Annotated in this window: 12 protein-coding genes; 8 read left to right on the top strand and 4 right to left on the bottom strand. The window is 55.9% G+C overall.

Features of this window, described 5'->3' with window-relative positions; genetic code table 11:
• Window positions 1-33 precede the first annotated feature (33 nt).
• Complete coding sequence (locus REIFOR_RS01585; RefSeq protein WP_100255895.1) at window positions 34-852, bottom strand: CPBP family intramembrane glutamic endopeptidase; 819 nt, start codon at window positions 850-852, stop codon at window positions 34-36.
• A gap of 731 nt (window positions 853-1,583) precedes the next feature.
• On the opposite strand from REIFOR_RS01585, the gene rdgB reads away from it, so the two are divergent.
• The 6 genes from rdgB to REIFOR_RS01555 all read left to right on the top strand — a co-directional run bounded on the left by rdgB (window position 1,584) and on the right by REIFOR_RS01555 (window position 7,204).
• Entirely contained in the window at window positions 1,584-2,372 is a 789-nt protein-coding gene (gene rdgB, locus REIFOR_RS01580) for an RdgB/HAM1 family non-canonical purine NTP pyrophosphatase (RefSeq protein WP_405124666.1), read from the top strand.
• Window position 2,373: 1 nt separating this feature from the next.
• Window positions 2,374-3,525 (top strand): radical SAM family heme chaperone HemW, encoded by a 1,152-nt coding sequence (gene hemW, locus REIFOR_RS01575; RefSeq protein ID WP_100255894.1) that lies wholly within the window; start codon window positions 2,374-2,376, stop codon window positions 3,523-3,525.
• A 3-nt stretch (window positions 3,526-3,528) separates the two neighbouring features.
• On the top strand, window positions 3,529-4,875 hold the full coding sequence (waaA, locus tag REIFOR_RS01570) for a lipid IV(A) 3-deoxy-D-manno-octulosonic acid transferase (protein WP_100255893.1): 1,347 nt from the start codon (window positions 3,529-3,531) through the stop codon (window positions 4,873-4,875).
• A 52-nt stretch (window positions 4,876-4,927) separates the two neighbouring features.
• Window positions 4,928-5,245 (top strand): hypothetical protein, encoded by a 318-nt coding sequence (locus tag REIFOR_RS01565; RefSeq protein ID WP_100255892.1) that lies wholly within the window; start codon window positions 4,928-4,930, stop codon window positions 5,243-5,245.
• Between the two features lie 46 nt (window positions 5,246-5,291).
• Window positions 5,292-5,582 (top strand): peptidylprolyl isomerase, encoded by a 291-nt coding sequence (locus REIFOR_RS01560; protein WP_100255891.1) that lies wholly within the window; start codon window positions 5,292-5,294, stop codon window positions 5,580-5,582.
• Window positions 5,583-5,737: 155 nt separating this feature from the next.
• On the top strand, window positions 5,738-7,204 hold the full coding sequence (locus REIFOR_RS01555; protein ID WP_100255890.1) for a TrkH family potassium uptake protein: 1,467 nt from the start codon (window positions 5,738-5,740) through the stop codon (window positions 7,202-7,204).
• 369 nt (window positions 7,205-7,573) lie between these two features.
• On the opposite strand, the gene REIFOR_RS01550 is transcribed toward REIFOR_RS01555, so the two are convergent.
• Entirely contained in the window at window positions 7,574-10,837 is a 3,264-nt protein-coding gene (locus REIFOR_RS01550; protein ID WP_100255889.1) for a S8 family serine peptidase, read from the bottom strand.
• A gap of 379 nt (window positions 10,838-11,216) precedes the next feature.
• On the opposite strand from REIFOR_RS01550, the gene REIFOR_RS01545 reads away from it, so the two are divergent.
• Window positions 11,217-11,558, top strand: a complete 342-nt coding sequence (locus REIFOR_RS01545) for a hypothetical protein (RefSeq protein ID WP_145980207.1) — start codon at window positions 11,217-11,219, stop codon at window positions 11,556-11,558.
• Between the two features lie 23 nt (window positions 11,559-11,581).
• On the opposite strand, the gene REIFOR_RS01540 is transcribed toward REIFOR_RS01545, so the two are convergent.
• A complete protein-coding gene (locus tag REIFOR_RS01540; protein ID WP_145980206.1) occupies window positions 11,582-13,288 on the bottom strand; it encodes a hypothetical protein in 1,707 nt (568 codons plus the stop codon).
• A gap of 241 nt (window positions 13,289-13,529) precedes the next feature.
• Between REIFOR_RS01540 and cysK the strand changes: the two genes are divergently transcribed.
• On the top strand, window positions 13,530-14,465 hold the full coding sequence (gene cysK, locus REIFOR_RS01535) for a cysteine synthase A (protein ID WP_100255886.1): 936 nt from the start codon (window positions 13,530-13,532) through the stop codon (window positions 14,463-14,465).
• Between the two features lie 197 nt (window positions 14,466-14,662).
• On the opposite strand, the gene REIFOR_RS01530 is transcribed toward cysK, so the two are convergent.
• On the bottom strand, window positions 14,663-16,153 hold the full coding sequence (locus REIFOR_RS01530) for a glutamate synthase subunit beta (RefSeq protein ID WP_100255885.1): 1,491 nt from the start codon (window positions 16,151-16,153) through the stop codon (window positions 14,663-14,665).

Here is a 16,153-nt window from a genome sequence, read left to right as displayed (position 1 = left end):
GCCGGTTCGATTAAACCGGTCTCACCACCCGGGTTATAACCTGCCGAGCCAGATCACGAAGACCACAGCCAACAGATTGTTCAAGGCGTGAAACAGAATCGGTAACCAGATGCTGGCCGATTTTTCGCGCACATAACCCAAAAAAAGAGCCAATAATCCAACAACACAAAGTACCGACCATTGATACTGTCCGGCGTGCGCCAGCGTGAACAACAGCGATGTCATGACTAGGGTGCCCCATGCGCCCAATCGAGTCGGCCGGAGCATTGCGAATAGATAACCGCGAAAGAAAAACTCTTCCACCAGGGGCGCAAAAACCACTAGCGCGATACTGGCCCAAAGGCTTTTAGTGCCCAGCATCTTTGCGATAAAATCATCCGGTTCGGATACCCAGAGAATGTCGACCGATACTGAAACAGCCAAATAGGCCAAAAACAGGCAGGATGCCAGCCAAAACCAATAGCGACTAAAGGTTTGAACCGCCAAGGTTTGGCGCCAAGACTGGCCCTTAAAATGCGCGGCAAACAGTAACAGCGGCAGCACGAAGAGGGTTTCCAAGCCCAACAGGCCGAATAGCGCATCGACCGATTCCGAATGGGCTAAGGTCAGGGTTTCAATGGTGTCCACATCGAGCAGAGTAGCGCTATGCGACTGCACCAGGGTCAGATAAACGCTGTAGCCAATCAAATACACAAAGGCACTGACCGACACCATCACCAGCATCAGGGCTGACCAACCCAGGCCACGCCCTAAACTCGGCTGCGACCCGATAGGGGGCGCGACGTCGCGCTCATCATGTTGTCCGTTTTTTACAGCAAACAACTCGTCGGTTGGTTCAACGCCTTGAGTCATAACAGGTCCTTCTTATAACCGATGAAAACTGCTGCATAGCGCAACAACCAAGCCAGACCCTAAGGGCACCAAAAATATTTATCGAGGCGGCCCAAAGGATCCAACTTAAGTCTAGTTAAGTTGATCATTAATTTTGCCTATAAGCCGTTTTAAGCATCAAATGCCGGGCACCCTAAAGTTGTGCAAATAGTATTGGACCGGGTTGCATAATATGCTTTAGAAGCGCTACAGAATGGCGTTTTTTTGAGTCGGCATAAACCAATTGAAGGGGCATAGAAAAAACGTCCTTGTGGGTGCCTACCTGCTTGCACACAGGCAGTGTCTTTTTGAAGCATTCCTCGCTTCAGACCACGTAAACATTAGCTAATATAAAGATTAATTACAAATGGAATTTATGGCTGGGTTGATTATTTTTACAAATTTATTTTTTAATATTATTTTTATTATAAAAAATATTAATATTTTACCACAAATTTAATCCATCCGAACGAACCAAGCTACTGCTTAGACGCTGAGAATTGTGATGCCTATTTTATTTTTTGTATCACTATCCCTATCAGCGCCGAACTTATTTTCGTGCGCATGGCCATTAATAGTGAAGATATAGTCAAAAAAACAATCTAGGTTCCTTCGGCCCGGCCCGAAGGCCTTATCGGAAAAGCATCAATACTATAGTGATTCTCACCGCGCCTTGGACCCAGAAAATTAGACTCAGTCCTGAGGTGGTCTTTTTGCATCGACAGAGAAATAAAAAATGCATCGTGACCGTCAACTGGTCTCTAAGCCTAAAATTCCAGACTAATCGTTATCGGCATTACGCCCATCGGGTGCACTATGCTAAAATCCCCGACACTACAAATGGCCATGAGATGCGCACCATGTATTGCACCAACCACTGGGTTCTGGCCTCCAATAATGCCGGAAAGTTGCGGGAATTTAATGATCTATTGGCGCCTCTGGCCATCAAGATTCAGCCACAGGCCGAGCTAGAAGTCCCCGATGCGATTGAAGACGGTCTCAGTTTTATCGAAAATGCCCTTATAAAGGCGCGTCACGCCGCACGTTTGACCGGATTACCCGCGCTGTCGGACGATTCGGGTTTGGAAGTGGATGCCCTGCACGGCGCTCCGGGCATCTATAGCGCGCGCTATGCCTCAATGGCCGGCGGTGACAAGTCCGATTTGGCCAATCTGAACAAGCTGTTGGTCGATCTCAAAGACGTTCCCCCGGCCGAGCGCACCGCTCGCTTTCATTGCGTACTGGCCTTTATGCGCCATGCCGATGATCCAACACCGATCGTCATTCAGGGTACCTGGGAAGGGTCTCTGCTCCAGGCACCGGCCGGGGATAAGGGCTTTGGTTACGATCCCATTTTCTGGGTCGCGGCACACGGGTGCAGTGCGGCGCAGTTAAGCAAGGCAGAAAAAAACCGACTCAGCCACAGAGGGCTTGCCGTGGCGGCTTTTAAGCGCCGCATGGCGCAGCTGTTAGAGCAAAACCCCGCAGCGGTGGGTCGCTAAGATGTCACTGCCCCCCTTAGCCATCTATATCCATGTGCCTTGGTGTATCCGCAAATGCCCCTATTGCGATTTCAACTCCCATGCCGCCAAGGCCGAGGACATTCCCGAAGCCGACTATCTGAGCCGGATGCACGAAGACATTCGCCAAGATGCCTCCTTGGCACAGGGGCGCAAGGCCCAATCGGTTTTTTTTGGCGGCGGTACGCCCAGCTTGCTCAGCGCCAGTGCGATCGGCCAGATCATCCACTGGGTCGAGCACTATATCGGCTTGACCGACAACGCTGAAATCACCCTGGAAGCCAACCCTGGAACTGTCGAGGCGCATCGTTTTGCCGGCTTTCGCGCGGCCGGTGTGAATCGATTATCTATTGGGGTGCAGAGTTTTGCTGACCGTTTATTGCAAACGCTGGGCCGAATTCACTCCGCCGACGAAGCAATAAGAGCCATCGATATCGCCCGACAAGCGGGCTTCGACAACTTTAATATCGACCTCATGCACGGTCTGCCCGACCAGTCCGAAGCCGAGGCCTTGGCCGATCTGCACCAGGCCGTGGCATTGTCCCCGACCCATATCAGCTGGTATCAATTGACCATCGAGGCGAACACCGAATTTTACCGTCAACCTCCGACCTTGCCGGCCGATGAGACCCTGTGGGACATCCAGCAGGCGGGCCAGGAGTATCTGGCCAGTCAGGGTTATAACCAATACGAGGTCTCGGCCTATGCCCGCGATGCCGACCAGAGCCAACACAATCTGAACTATTGGCGCTATGGTGACTATTTGGGTTTGGGTCCCGGCGCCCATGGCAAGTATAGCCGTGCTCTCACTCAGGGTGGCCTCAGCATCACCCGAACGAAGAAAACTCGGTTGCCTAAGGATTATCTCAATGCCGACCGACCGCTGATGCGCCAGGAAGAGAGCATTGCGGAAGCCGACCGACCGTTCGACTATTTTATCAATGCTTTTCGACTGCGTGAGCCGGTCTCCCTGCGTCAGTTTGAGCACAGCACCGGCGTGCCAAGCGCGACGCTTGCCCCGGTGCTAAGCCTATTAGTGGCGCGCGGACTGATCCGCTGGCAGGATGATTCAGTCGCCACAACCGACCATGGCTACCTGCATTTAAACGATGTGCTGTCTTACTGGCTGGAGTAACGGATGAAAACACGCCTTGCCTTAACCGCCTATTCACTCATCTGGTCGCTGCTGCTGCCGCTGGTGCTGCTGCGACTCTGGCTAAAGGGCCGCCGACAACCGGATTACCGATTGCGCTGGCCCGAACGGATGGGCCATTGGCCGCTTTATCCTCAGGGCTGCCTGTGGATTCATGCCGTCAGTGTCGGTGAAACCATCGCCGCCAAACCCTTGGTGGAGCAATGGCAGCAACGTCACCCGGATATTCCCATTCTGCTTACCACCATGACGCCGACCGGTTCGGCTACGGTGCGCAAGCTGTTTGGCACCACGGTTCATCACGCCTATCTGCCTTGGGATATGCCCGGCCTGCAACGCAAGCTGGTTAAACGGTTACAGCCCAGACTGTTGGTGATTATGGAAACCGAGCTCTGGCCCAATCTGATCCATGCCTGTCGACGGGCGGAAGTACCAGTATTGCTGGCCAATGCTCGGCTATCCGAGCAATCCCAGCGCGGTTATCAACGGGTCCGGGCCCTGACTAGGCCGATGCTCAGAAGTCTCAGCGGTATTGCCGCGCAACACACCCCCGATGCCGATCGTTTCGCCGCCTTGGGGGTCGACGAGCGCAAATTGCAGGTCACCGGGTCGATTAAGTTCGATATCACACTGGACACCCGAACCCGCGATCTCAGCAAACAGTTGTCGAAAGCCATCGGTAAGCGGCCGATCTGGATTGCCGCCAGTACCCATGAGGGCGAGGACGAAGTGCTGCTCAAGGCGCACGGCAAGTTGAAGATTAAGTTACCCGACGCCCTATTGATCTTAGTCCCGCGCCACCCGGAGCGCGCCGACCGGATCGCCGGCCTGCTCTATAAACAACATTTTCAGTTTGCTCGACGCTCGCTCGATCAGGTGCCGAACGCCGATCAGTCGGTGTTTTTAATCGATAGCCTGGGCGAACTGATGACCTTCTTTGGCTTGGCCCAGGCTGCTTTTATCGGCAACAGCCTGAACGGTGGCGGTGGCCACAATCCCATCGAACCGGCTAGCGTGGGCGTGCCGGTGCTGATCGGACCGAGTTACACCAACTTCCAAACCATTATCGAGGCGATGCGTGCCGAACAGGCGGTGGTGATGGTGCACTCGGTCGATGAGCTGCGCGATCGCCTACTCGGCTTGCTGCAGTCCAAAGATTTGCGCGACACCTATGGCCAGCGCGCTTACCTGTTTTACCAGCAACAACAGGGGGCCTTGAAACGCCTAATGGGTTGGATCGAAAATCTGCTCAATCGAAACCCTGAGCTGGCCGACCCGCTGCGCCAACCCACCCAACCGGAGCCGGTGGATGAGAAGAACGGAAACTCTTGAGTCGTGGCGTAATAGTTGTATTCTGGCTGCCATTGAATAGGGTTCGAAACGCATGAAGACAGTGTTAGGCTTTGCTCTGCTTGCTAACCTTGGGGCTGCAGGCCTTATCGGGCTGTTATCGCTCTGGTGGCCGCAAGTGCAGCAGGCTGAGCCGATCGATCTAGTGTTTTTTACCGGCCTACTGTTTTGGTTCGGATCGACTCTGGTGCGTTTAAGCGGCCGACGTTTTAACAAGGGCGTACGCCCCGATCAAGTCAGTCTGACCGATCCGCAACTGGTCTTACAGGCCAATAGTCTGGCGTTGAAGTTGCTGGTGGCCGGCTGCCCCGGTCTGCTATCGGCATTGGTATACACCCTACTGTACTATTAGTTTGCCCGCTCACTGCAATCATAGTACTCGAAAATGGAGAGCCACGATGGCCACCCCCGCAAAAAATGCCTGCGCCCGTCACATCCTAGTGAAAACGCGCGCCGAAGCCGACTCGATCAAGCAACGTCTCGATCAGGGCGCTGATTTTGGTCAGCTCGCGAAGCGATTTTCGACCTGTCCATCGGGTAAGAAAGGCGGCGATCTGGGCGAGTTCAAACGCGGCACCATGGCTAAGGCGTTCGATAGCGTAGTGTTTAACAAGCCGGTTTTGGTGGTGCATGGGCCGGTTAAGACTCAGTTCGGCTTTCATCTAATCCAAACGATTTTTCGCACCTAGGGTACGCCACGGCGCCACCCTGTTCAGCGCGTGATCGACTGCCGCGGCGAACCGGAACTGCTACTCAGGCCCGCGCTAATTGCTCTGGCGAATCATGCCGGGAATGCGAGCGAGTTGTTATATGATAGCGCCTTAGCATTTGCCCTCGAGTCGCCATGGTCATCCGCAGTCGCTACCTACACAGCCTTGTTGCCTTGTCTATGTTGCCATTGGCGATCGTCGGCACCCTGTTTGTTGGCTTTGCCTACCTGTCTCTATTTCTGTTCCACGACAACCTAACTCGCGTATTTTTTTATCCCGGACTGACGCTCTGGGTGTTGGCATCCTTCCTGTGGCTGTTGGTGAGACACCAAGCCATAGTGATTCAAGTGCGCATAGCACCACTTTTTGCCACACTGGCTTGGATTATAACCGGCCTCTGCTCGGCTATTCCCATTGCGTCTGTAACCGGGATCAGTCCGACCGGTGCTATCTTCGAGTCGTTCAGCGCGCTCACTACGACCGGTGCCACCGTACTGTCGAATCTGGATAGCATGCCACTCAGCTTTCTAATGTATCGCCAGTTTCTGCAATGGCTCGGCGGGCTCGGCATCGTCATCTTTGTCGTCGCAGTGCTGCCGCATCTCAATGTCGGCGGTATGAAGCTGCTCAAGGCTGAGGTCCCGGGGCCGACCAAAGACGACAAGCTGGTGGCCCGAACGGTCAACACCGCCCACTATCTTTGGCTGGTCTATGGTGCGATCACTCTACTTTGTGCCTTGGCCTATTATCTGGTTGGCATGAGCTGGTTCGACGCCATCGCGCACAGCTTCTCAACCGTCTCGACCGGTGGCTTCTCGACCCACGATGCCAGCCTCGGTTTTTTTCACAGCGAGTTGGTCTACCTGGTGTCGGATCTCTTTATGCTCATGGGAGCAATTAACTTCGCGCTGCATTTTCAGCTGTTCAAGATTAAGAACCCACGCCTGTATTTAGAAAATGAAGAGGCCCGCAGCTTCCTGTTGATCATCCTATCGTTCGGGCTGCTGATGTCTGCCGTACTCTTATTCTCCGGCCAGACCGAGTCTCCGCTACTCACGCTGAATCACGCCTTTTTTATCCTCATCTCCTTTATCACCAGCACCGGCTTCGGCGCCGAGGACTTCACCGAGTGGCCCCTGGCGGGGTTGTTTTTGCTGCTAATCAGTGCTTATCTGGGCGGTTGCGCCGGCTCAACGGCAGGTGGCAGTAAAATCATCCGAATTATAATACTCTTAAAGCTGGTCCGCCGGGAAATCCAACGCCTAATCCACCCCCATGGCGTGCTTACCATTCGCTACCAAGGCCGGCCGGTCGACGATGCGGTCGTGCGCAATACCCTAGCCTTTATCTTCTTCGTTATTCTGTCCAGTACCGGTTTGACGCTGTTGCTGATGATGACGACCGGTCTCGATATCTGGTCGGCAGTCAGTGCGGTAAGCGCCTGCCTGAATGTCTTGGGGCCGGCCTTTGGCGACTTAAGCAGCAATTTTCAGTCGGTTAATGATCTTGGCTTGGCGCTGCTGTCGATCGCCATGGTTTTGGGGCGGCTGGAATATTTGACGATTATCGTCTTATTTATGCCAAAATTTTGGCAATATTAAATCTTAGGCTTACACACAAAAACTGTGGATAACTCTCTGGATAAACTTTTGAAAACTTCCTACAGTCCACTAAACACTAGCTGTGCGGCGATTGGTTCAAAATCAGACAGCTGCCTAATGGCACAGAAAAATACATATATATCAATAACTTATAAAAGCTAATTTGAGTCGTTTGTGAGCCAAACGCACAATAGATCAACTTTTAACCAACTCAGTTGCAGCGGTGGACAAAAATACAGTGACAGTCAATGTCAACCGCTAATCGACAGCAAACTAAAAAAATCGCCACTCTAACTGATAATCAAGACCGCTCGCGCGGCCTTGGTTATTGCCTGCCTTGCATCGGTAGGGTCTATGAATCACCCCGGATCAATAACGCACCAAATCCACTCCGATGGTCCCCAGATTCGCCGGATGGGCGGAATCGGTGCCCAGACTGAACGAGCCATAGTAGCGATCGCCGGGTAGCGATCCGGGTAAGACAAAGCCAATATCGGCACTGAACAGTTCCCCGGCGGGCTGGCTATAGGGCACGCTCACTGTGAGATTACCGCTGTCACCGGTCACCACGGCCAGATGCAAGCTGAAATCCTGCGGGCTGCTGTGCCCTCCCTCCCAGTTTTGCACTACCACCCAGAGGGGCCCGGCCGGCGGGTAGTCGATATTCAGATATTCCAGAGCGCTGCCCGATGCGGCATAGTCGACCAGCGTAGCGAAACCTGGCACCGAGCCATAACCAACAAACAGATCTAAATCCTCGGATTGGGACGCACTGATTTGGGCGACAAAACGACTCGCACCCGCCGGTATATCGAGCAAAAACAGAGCCTGACCGCTGATTGACGGGTCGAAACCGCCATCGAATGGGTCGCCATTGGTCGGGTCTGACACCAGCGCGTCGTTATAGCGGGTCGCTTTGGCCAGCCCACGAATATCGATGCGTGCGGCGCTAATCTCGATGGCCTTTAAACCCTCTAGGCGCACCACATCGGAAGGTTGCACGGCGCTGATCTCGATCGAGTTGGGCAAGTTGGATAATGTCGATAGGGCCGCAACCGGAAAATGCACATCGGGTATCGCGTCGCTGTTAGCCTGCAGCGCAACCTGATCGAAGAGCCACTGGCCAACCGCAACGGTTCCGGCATCGGCCACAAAGGTCAATTCAGTGCTGGCACCCGGTGCCAGCTCAAAGCGCTCCGGGCTGACGGTAACCGCAGCACTGGCTCGACTCGTCCATTCGGTATCTTGCGCGCCGACATTGGTCACGGTCCGGGTCCAGCTGCAATCGACCACACACGCTTGGTCGCCCAGGGCCGCCAAGTTGAGCAGGGCCGGGTTGCCACCAAAATAGGGATCGGCGGCTAGGAAGCCGGGCACGCTTTCGTCCAATAACAACGTGGCTCGTGCGGCACGGGGCAAATCGATGCGCCCGGCACCCACATCAAAGGGGTCCGCCGGGGTCTGACCGTCTTCTTTGAACTGCGCTAGATTGGCGGTGGTCATCATCGCCGACTGGATCTGCATCGGCGTCCAGTCCGGATGCAAGGCGCTCAGCAGGGCTCCGGCTCCGGCTATATGGGGGCTCGACATCGACGTGCCCTGGATAATATTGTAGTCCTGTTCCGCCTCGGAATAGTCCTCATGAAAGGCGGCAAAGATGGCCCGGCCGGGCGCGGTAATGTTCGGTTTTACGACACTCATGGCGGTTGGATTTGCGCCGCGCGAACTGAAATAGGCGAGCACATCGGCATAGTCTTCGGCGCGCACTTGGGTTGTGCCGGTCAGTCTGCCGCGGTGGCCAGATCCAGCCCCTAACCATGCGCGTAAACGGCCGGCATCGGCGTAGGTAATATGGGTCGCCGGCAAGACATGGGTGTCGGCTTCCAAATAGCCGGAGCCATCGGCCGACATGGGCGGACGCGTCAGGATTAGGCCGCCTGCGCCATTGTCGAGCACATTTTGGCCCTTGGCCACGCGGGCGATGATGCCGGCATCGCAGAGCACTATCTCACCATTGAACGGCGCGCTAAAACCACCTGCCAAGCAGAGCGGATTGCCGTAATCGGCCGCATCCACCAGATCCGCCGGACCGAAGCCGGGTGTGATCGACTGGCCAATGATATCCGGCAGCTGATTTGCATCGGCGTCGCGCAGCTCGACCAGACTGTTCTGGTAGAAATAATTGTGCGAGCTGGCGGCCACCGAGGTTAACCAAGGCGCATCGGCTGGGCTGCCCACCGTGGCAAAATCGGGTCCGGAATTGCCGGCCGAGGTTGCGACGAAGATACCGGCATCCAAGGCAGCAAGAAACGCCAACGAGTCGGAGTCGTCCCACGGATCATAGGCGCTGCCGCCGATCGAGTAGTTGATCACATCGACGCCATCGACAATGGCTTGATTGATGGCAAAGAGAATGGCGCTGCTATAGCAGCCTTCTGGCGCACAGACCGAATAGGCAATTAGGTTCGCGCGCGGCGCCACACCGGCGATGGTTTTGCTCACGGCAAACCCCGTAGGCGCGGTCACGGTGGCCCGGTAGACCAGATTTCCGGCGGCGGTGCCGGCGGTGTGCGAACCGTGACCGTCTTGATCGCGTGGGCTGCCATTATGGATATAGGGCACCCCCCAAGCACCGATTAATTTACCGTTACAGGGAAAGGTTGGGTCATACACGCGGGCCGCCGGATCGCACACCCCGACCGGGGCGCCTAAAGGATTGGCGTGCCGATAGCCATCATCGGACACGGCGGCAAAGGACGCTGAAATGGGATTGATACCGGTATCAATCACGCCAATAATAACCCCCTCGCCGCGTGTCGCGGGCAAGTCGGCCGAGCCGTACCAGATTTGTGGCGCGCCAATCCATTGAAAACCGCCTTCGTAAAAACACCCGACCAGGCCCAGACTGGCGGCCATCAGGGCCAACAGCGACAGCTTTCGGCTGAGCCAGCCGCGCCGCCAGCCAATCACAATCATCACCAGCAAGAGGCCGACGCCCAATGCCACGATTGACCAAAAAAGCCTTGCAACCGGCGGGCCAGCTAACGCATAGCCGCCCAGTGATTGGCTTTGCGCCAAGGGAATCAGGCGGTCCGGTGCGACACTGCGGACACCCTTGAGCAACGCAACCTGCGCCGCTTCGGCCGCGGTCAGTTCAAGCACTAGGCTGTTTGTGGCCACCGTCAAGGCCGCCAACGGTTCTACTACACGACCCAGCACGCGCGTCATCGCCTGCAACAGCTTGTCCTGGTTGCCGATCAGAAAGGCGTTATAGGCCCGAACACTCGGGGAGCGACTGTCTAAGCGCGACTGCCCTAGGGTGCTGGTTGCAGCATAGGGGGCAATGCCACCCCGGTAACGGGCCACCGATGGGTCTACAAGGCCAATTATATAGCGGTCTCGGTTGGCCGCAACGGTCGCTCTATTCTGCCCAACGAGCCCCGGCACAGGCATCGACGACTCGGTTAGCGCAAAATTCTTGGCTATAATGGGTCGCTCGATCTGGTTTTCGCGCTCCTGCACGCTACTGTTGGCCCAGACAGTGGCGCTGAGCGCCAGCAGCGTGAAGCTTGCGACTAGGAATGTACTGCGGCCAAAGCCACGCAGCCGATGCGGGTTGGAAGTGGGTGTCATATGCGACCCCCGGTTAGATAGTTCATAGGTTGTACCCCTGAGATTGACAGGTAAGGCAGTCTCTACCGACTGGCCGGCCCAATGAGCCGTCGCGCGGTGTTGGCTGAGCAAGAAATGGATCTACAGGATTGGGGACAACGGGGGCAATCGCCTCCCTCTCAGTTCCGACAACATCCCTAGTTTGTCTGCCGATCCCTAGACAGGATCGGCCGCTAAAAGCTAAGGAAGTCGCGAGTAAAGATCAAGGCAGCGGCCCGGGGACGGCGGAATATTGTGAGCCAGCACGCAAGAACAGGTAAAAATACTCCAGCGTCAGACGACCGCCCATTAGGCTGCGACTCTGCTAAACTGGACCAACTTAGGATCAGGGGTGATTGCAATGCGGACGATGTTGGGTTGGATCGATCGAAGAGGGCTGCTGCTAACGAGCGTGCTGCTGGCACAACTGGCTTGGGCCGAACCGCTGCTGTCACAGGTGACCGTGGCAGACGGCCTGAATCCCGTGGCAGATGAACCGCGCACGGACGACTATGTTAGGCTCACACTGATCAACCCGAGCTATCAACGCATGGCCACGCTCAGCCAACAGATCGAAAGTTGGCTCGGCCCGGGCATGGTACGGATCGACAGCGACAGCCTGATTCGAGTACAGGCACCGCGCGATCCAACGGCCCGGGTGCAGTTTATCGCCGCCCTGCTGGCACTGGACCTCACACCCTAGCCGGATTCATAACACACCATCACCTAATCGTCGTCGGTCGCGGTCGCGCTGTAATCCAATGTCACCTCGCCACCGGCAGATACCGAGAGTTTAACCGGAGAACTGGCGCCATCGGCAGCCTTAGGCTTCACTCGCACAAAGAACTGATGACTGCCCGGGCCACCGGGGCAGTAGTTGGGCGAAGCACCATTCAGCACCTCGATATCCACCGTATCCGAGGTGGCTGTCAACGTTGTGCCGGCAGGCGGGTGATTGCCGTTTAGATCGCTCACGGCCACGCTGAAGGTTTGCGCACCACCAGCGGCCGTGGTCACATCCCAATTACCACTATCGGACGGCGTCAAGGCCATAAAGGTGGTGCTGCGGGTAATGCGGGTCGAGTCCCACACCAGCACCGATTCCTCGCCGCAATGACCTGCCGCCAGGGCCGCCGCACTGCATAGCCCACCTCTATAAATACCACCATTGCTGGCATCATAGGTGCCGCTATTATCATAATCGACATAGGTATCTTGGCCGGCGTCATAGGCCAAATCAAAATCATAATCGTGGAACATTTCCGGCGCGGCAATAATGGTTTCACCGACATCGTATAGACCGTTTTTCATCGTCAGCTCAACGAAAGAGTCTTCGCCAACGGTATAGGCCACAATGGTCGACAGACCCAAGGCACCGCCTTCATCCAGGGTGGTGCCGCCGCCACTCCACCAGGTAGCCGAACAGGAACCCGAGGTCGTCTGACAGCTCGGTTCAATGCGCCCCGACTCGGTCCAGAAGGAGATCTCAGTGCCATCTGCGACCGGGTTATTGTGCCGATCCGCGGCCACCGCAGTGATTTGCGCGGTTAAATTAAAGATATTATAGGCTTTGGCCACCGCACAGGTATCCGGCCCGACGATAAAGCTGTCCCAATCGGCGGGACCGGTATTCACGGCAATGGCCGGCGATTGAGTCGCGATGGCTGACCCGACGCTCGGGCTAAAGGTTGCCACGACGCGCAGATTGGCCGCCGCTGTCCCGGCATTGACTCGGGTTTCGACCAGGCCTTCGGAATCGGAGATATCCGAGCTGTTACTCAGAGCCACGCCGTTGTTCGTATCGGTTGACGATATTTCAAAGCTTACCGTCTGGCCCTCGACCGGATTGCCGCGGGCATCCTGCAACAGGAAGACTACGACGGATAAATTGGGTTGCGCTTCGGTCGAGCTGTTGCCATAGGCAATCGATGAGGCCGACAGGGCACTGAAGCCGATGCTGTTGACGTCGGCGGGTGACACGCTAATGGTCACCGCGGCGGTTGCCGTCGTATATTTGGCCGAGATGGTGTCATCACCATAACAGCCTTCGGCCTGATAGGTGGTTGAGGCGATTCCGGTAGAGGTTATCACGGTGGGATTGGAGAAGGTCGCTTTGCCCGAGGCCGCGCATTGAGAGTCAAATTCAACCTCCACAGGGGTGCCTGAATAGAGTGCATTGTCGCTCGACACATCGACAATATTGACCGATACGGTGGTCGTCCCGCCGGCTGACAGAGACGCGGCGCCGACCGAGGCACTCATTATCCCTTCATTAAAATTGCCGCCAGAACCCGTGCCCAAGGAAATTTCGACCCCCTCGGTGGTGGTGGCCGTGCCACCGGCACTGCCGTTGGTGTCCTCAGTGGTCGGATCACAGGCCACCAGAGCTGTCATCACGATAGGGGCAACTAACCAAAGCAGTCTTCGATTCACGGGTATCTCCTCACACTGTCTCATTATGAAAAACCGGTTTTTTCAGCAATACCAATAACTATAGACAGTATTTACCAGTCGACTGTGCGCAACTTCAAATTATGGACAATGCATTAAATTTAGACTGCGAAGGTTCCCTCCGGGGTTTGGGTATTTTTTTGCCAACACATTAGAGAGAATGGTTATTAACAATGTTGGGATCCTGCCATTACAATAGCTAAAAACCCCTAAGGAGATTTCTATGCGCATTGCCAACAGTGTGATCGATCTGATCGGCAACACCCCGCTCGTCAAACTAAACGCGCTAACGGATGGCTGCGTTGCAACCGTTGTGGCCAAGCTGGAGTTCTTTAACCCCGGCAAATCGGTTAAAGACCGAATCGGTGCGGCGATGATTGCCGCGGCTGAGGCCGATGGTTCGCTTAAAGCAGGTATGACGATTGTAGAACCCACGTCGGGCAATACCGGCATCGCCCTGGCGATGGTTGCTGCCGCCAAAGGTTATAAATGCATCCTGACCATGCCCGCCTCCATGTCCACTGAACGTCGTATCCTGTTGCGGGCTTATGGCGCGGAACTGATTCTCACCCCCGGACCAGACGGCATGGGCGGCGCCATCGCCAAGGCCCAGGAGATCCAACAGTCGGACCCAGAAACCTATTTCATACCCCAGCAGTTTGAGAACCCGGCCAACCCAGCGATCCATGCGGCCACCACGGCCGAAGAAATCTGGGCCGACACCGATGGCAAGGTCGATATATTGATTGCCGGCGTCGGCACCGGTGGCACCGTCACTGGTGTGGCCCGTGCACTCAAGGCGAAAAATCCGGCCTTCCAAGCCATTGCTGTCGAGCCGGCGGCATCGCCAGTGCTGTCAGGCGGTACCAAGGCACCCCATCCCTTGCAAGGCATCGGCGCCGGCTTTATTCCGGCCATCTTAGAAACCGATTTGTTGGCTGAAGTGATTCAGGTCAACAATGACGACGCCTTTACCACGGCGCGTGCGATGGCCAGTCAAGAGGGTCTGTTGGTCGGTATTTCGTCCGGCGCGGCGGTCTGGAGCGCCTTAGAGGTTGCCAAGCGACCGGAAAATGTCGGCAAGCTGATCGTGGTGATTATTCCGTCGTTCGGCGAACGCTATCTATCGACTTCGCTCTATGCCGATTTGGCTGACTAGCGGCCCTATTGTCGAACCGGACCCCAAGTCGGCCCATGATCGTCAATATTTTGGCATTTAATTGCCAATTAACCATGCAAATAAGACTTTTTATTGGCGCAACGTGTTGACCTGTATCTTAGCGGGGCTTAGAGCAGGCAAAAAAAAGCCGCCACCCATTATCGAAATGGGTGGCGGCTTTTTTGGTGCTGCGGATCTTACTTCGGCAGGTAGGTTTTACCCATCAGGAACTTATCCACTTCGTGCGCCGCGCCACGGCCTTCATTGATCGCCCACACGATCAGACTCTGACCGCGTCGGGCGTCGCCGCAGGCGAACACACCCTCGACATTGGTATTGAAGGCACCATAGGCGGCCTGGGCATTGGAGCGCGCGTCTTGGGCAACGCCCAGCGCCTGCAAGGGTGCCGCTTCCGGTCCCATAAAGCCCATGGCCAGCAAGACTAAATCGGCCGGGTAGCGGGTTGCGCTGCCGGCGACTTCCACCGGCACCATCTGACCGGTGGCGTTTTTCTGCCATTCGATCTTCACGGTGTGCACGGCCACAACCTGACCCTGGGCGTCCTGCTCTATCTGCTTGGTCATCACTTCGTAAATGCGCGGGTCATGACCCTGCACGGCGACCGACTCCTGCTGACCGTAATCGACCAACAATCGCTTGGGCCACTGCGGCCACGGATTATTGGCCTGACGGCGGCCAGGTGGTTGCGGCATGATTTCCAGCTGAATCACCGACTTGCAGCCGTGCCGCATCGAGGTCCCGACGCAATCGGTGCCGGTATCGCCGCCGCCGATCACCACCACATCCTTGCCTTGGGCGCTGATGTATTGGCCATCCTGATGCTGCGAGTCCAACAGGCTCTTGGTGTTTTTGCCGAGAAATTCCATGGCAAAATGCACGCCCTGTGCCGATCGGCCGTCTACGACTAAATCGCGCGGGACCGTCGCACCGGTGGCAAAGACCACGGCACTGAAATCGGCGTGGATCTGCGCCAGGCTGATGTCCTTGCCCACCTCGGTATCGGTGACAAAGGTAATGCCCTCTTCGAACATCAGTTGCACCCGGCGTTCCACCAGCTCTTTCTGCAGCTTCATATTGGGGATGCCATACATCAGCAACCCGCCAATCCGATCGGCCCGTTCGAATACCGTGACCTTATGGCCGGCCGAATTCAACTGCGCGGCGGCGGCCAAACCGGCGGGGCCGGAGCCAATCACGGCAACCGTTTTACCGGTCCGTTTGCTCGGCGGTTGGGCGGTGATCCAGCCTTCGCTAAAGCCACGCTCGATAATCGATACTTCGTGCAGCTTGATGGTCACCGGGTCAGCATTGATGCCTAATACGCAGGAACCTTCACAGGGTGCCGGGCAAACGCGTCCGGTAAATTCTGGAAAGTTATTGGTCTTGTGCAGACGCTGCAAGGCTTCCTTCCAACGACCGCGATAGATTAGATCATTCCATTCTGGAATCAGGTTGTTGACCGGACAGCCGGCCACCACTGGTGCATATTCGGACTGGCCCGACATGCAGAAGGGCACGCCGCAATCCATGCAACGCGATGCCTGTTGTTTGATCTCGGCTTCGGGCAAGTGCTCGTGCACTTCCTGCCAGTCGATTAGCCGGCTTTTGGCATCACGGTCTTCCGGTAACTTACGTGCAATCTCGATAAAACCCGTTGGATTTCCCAT

Origin of the sequence: Reinekea forsetii, assembly GCF_002795845.1 — a bacterium.
Classification (GTDB): domain Bacteria; phylum Pseudomonadota; class Gammaproteobacteria; order Pseudomonadales; family Natronospirillaceae; genus Reinekea; species Reinekea forsetii.
Note: the sequence above shows the minus strand (reverse complement) of the source record. Positions and strands in the feature narration are given on the sequence as shown.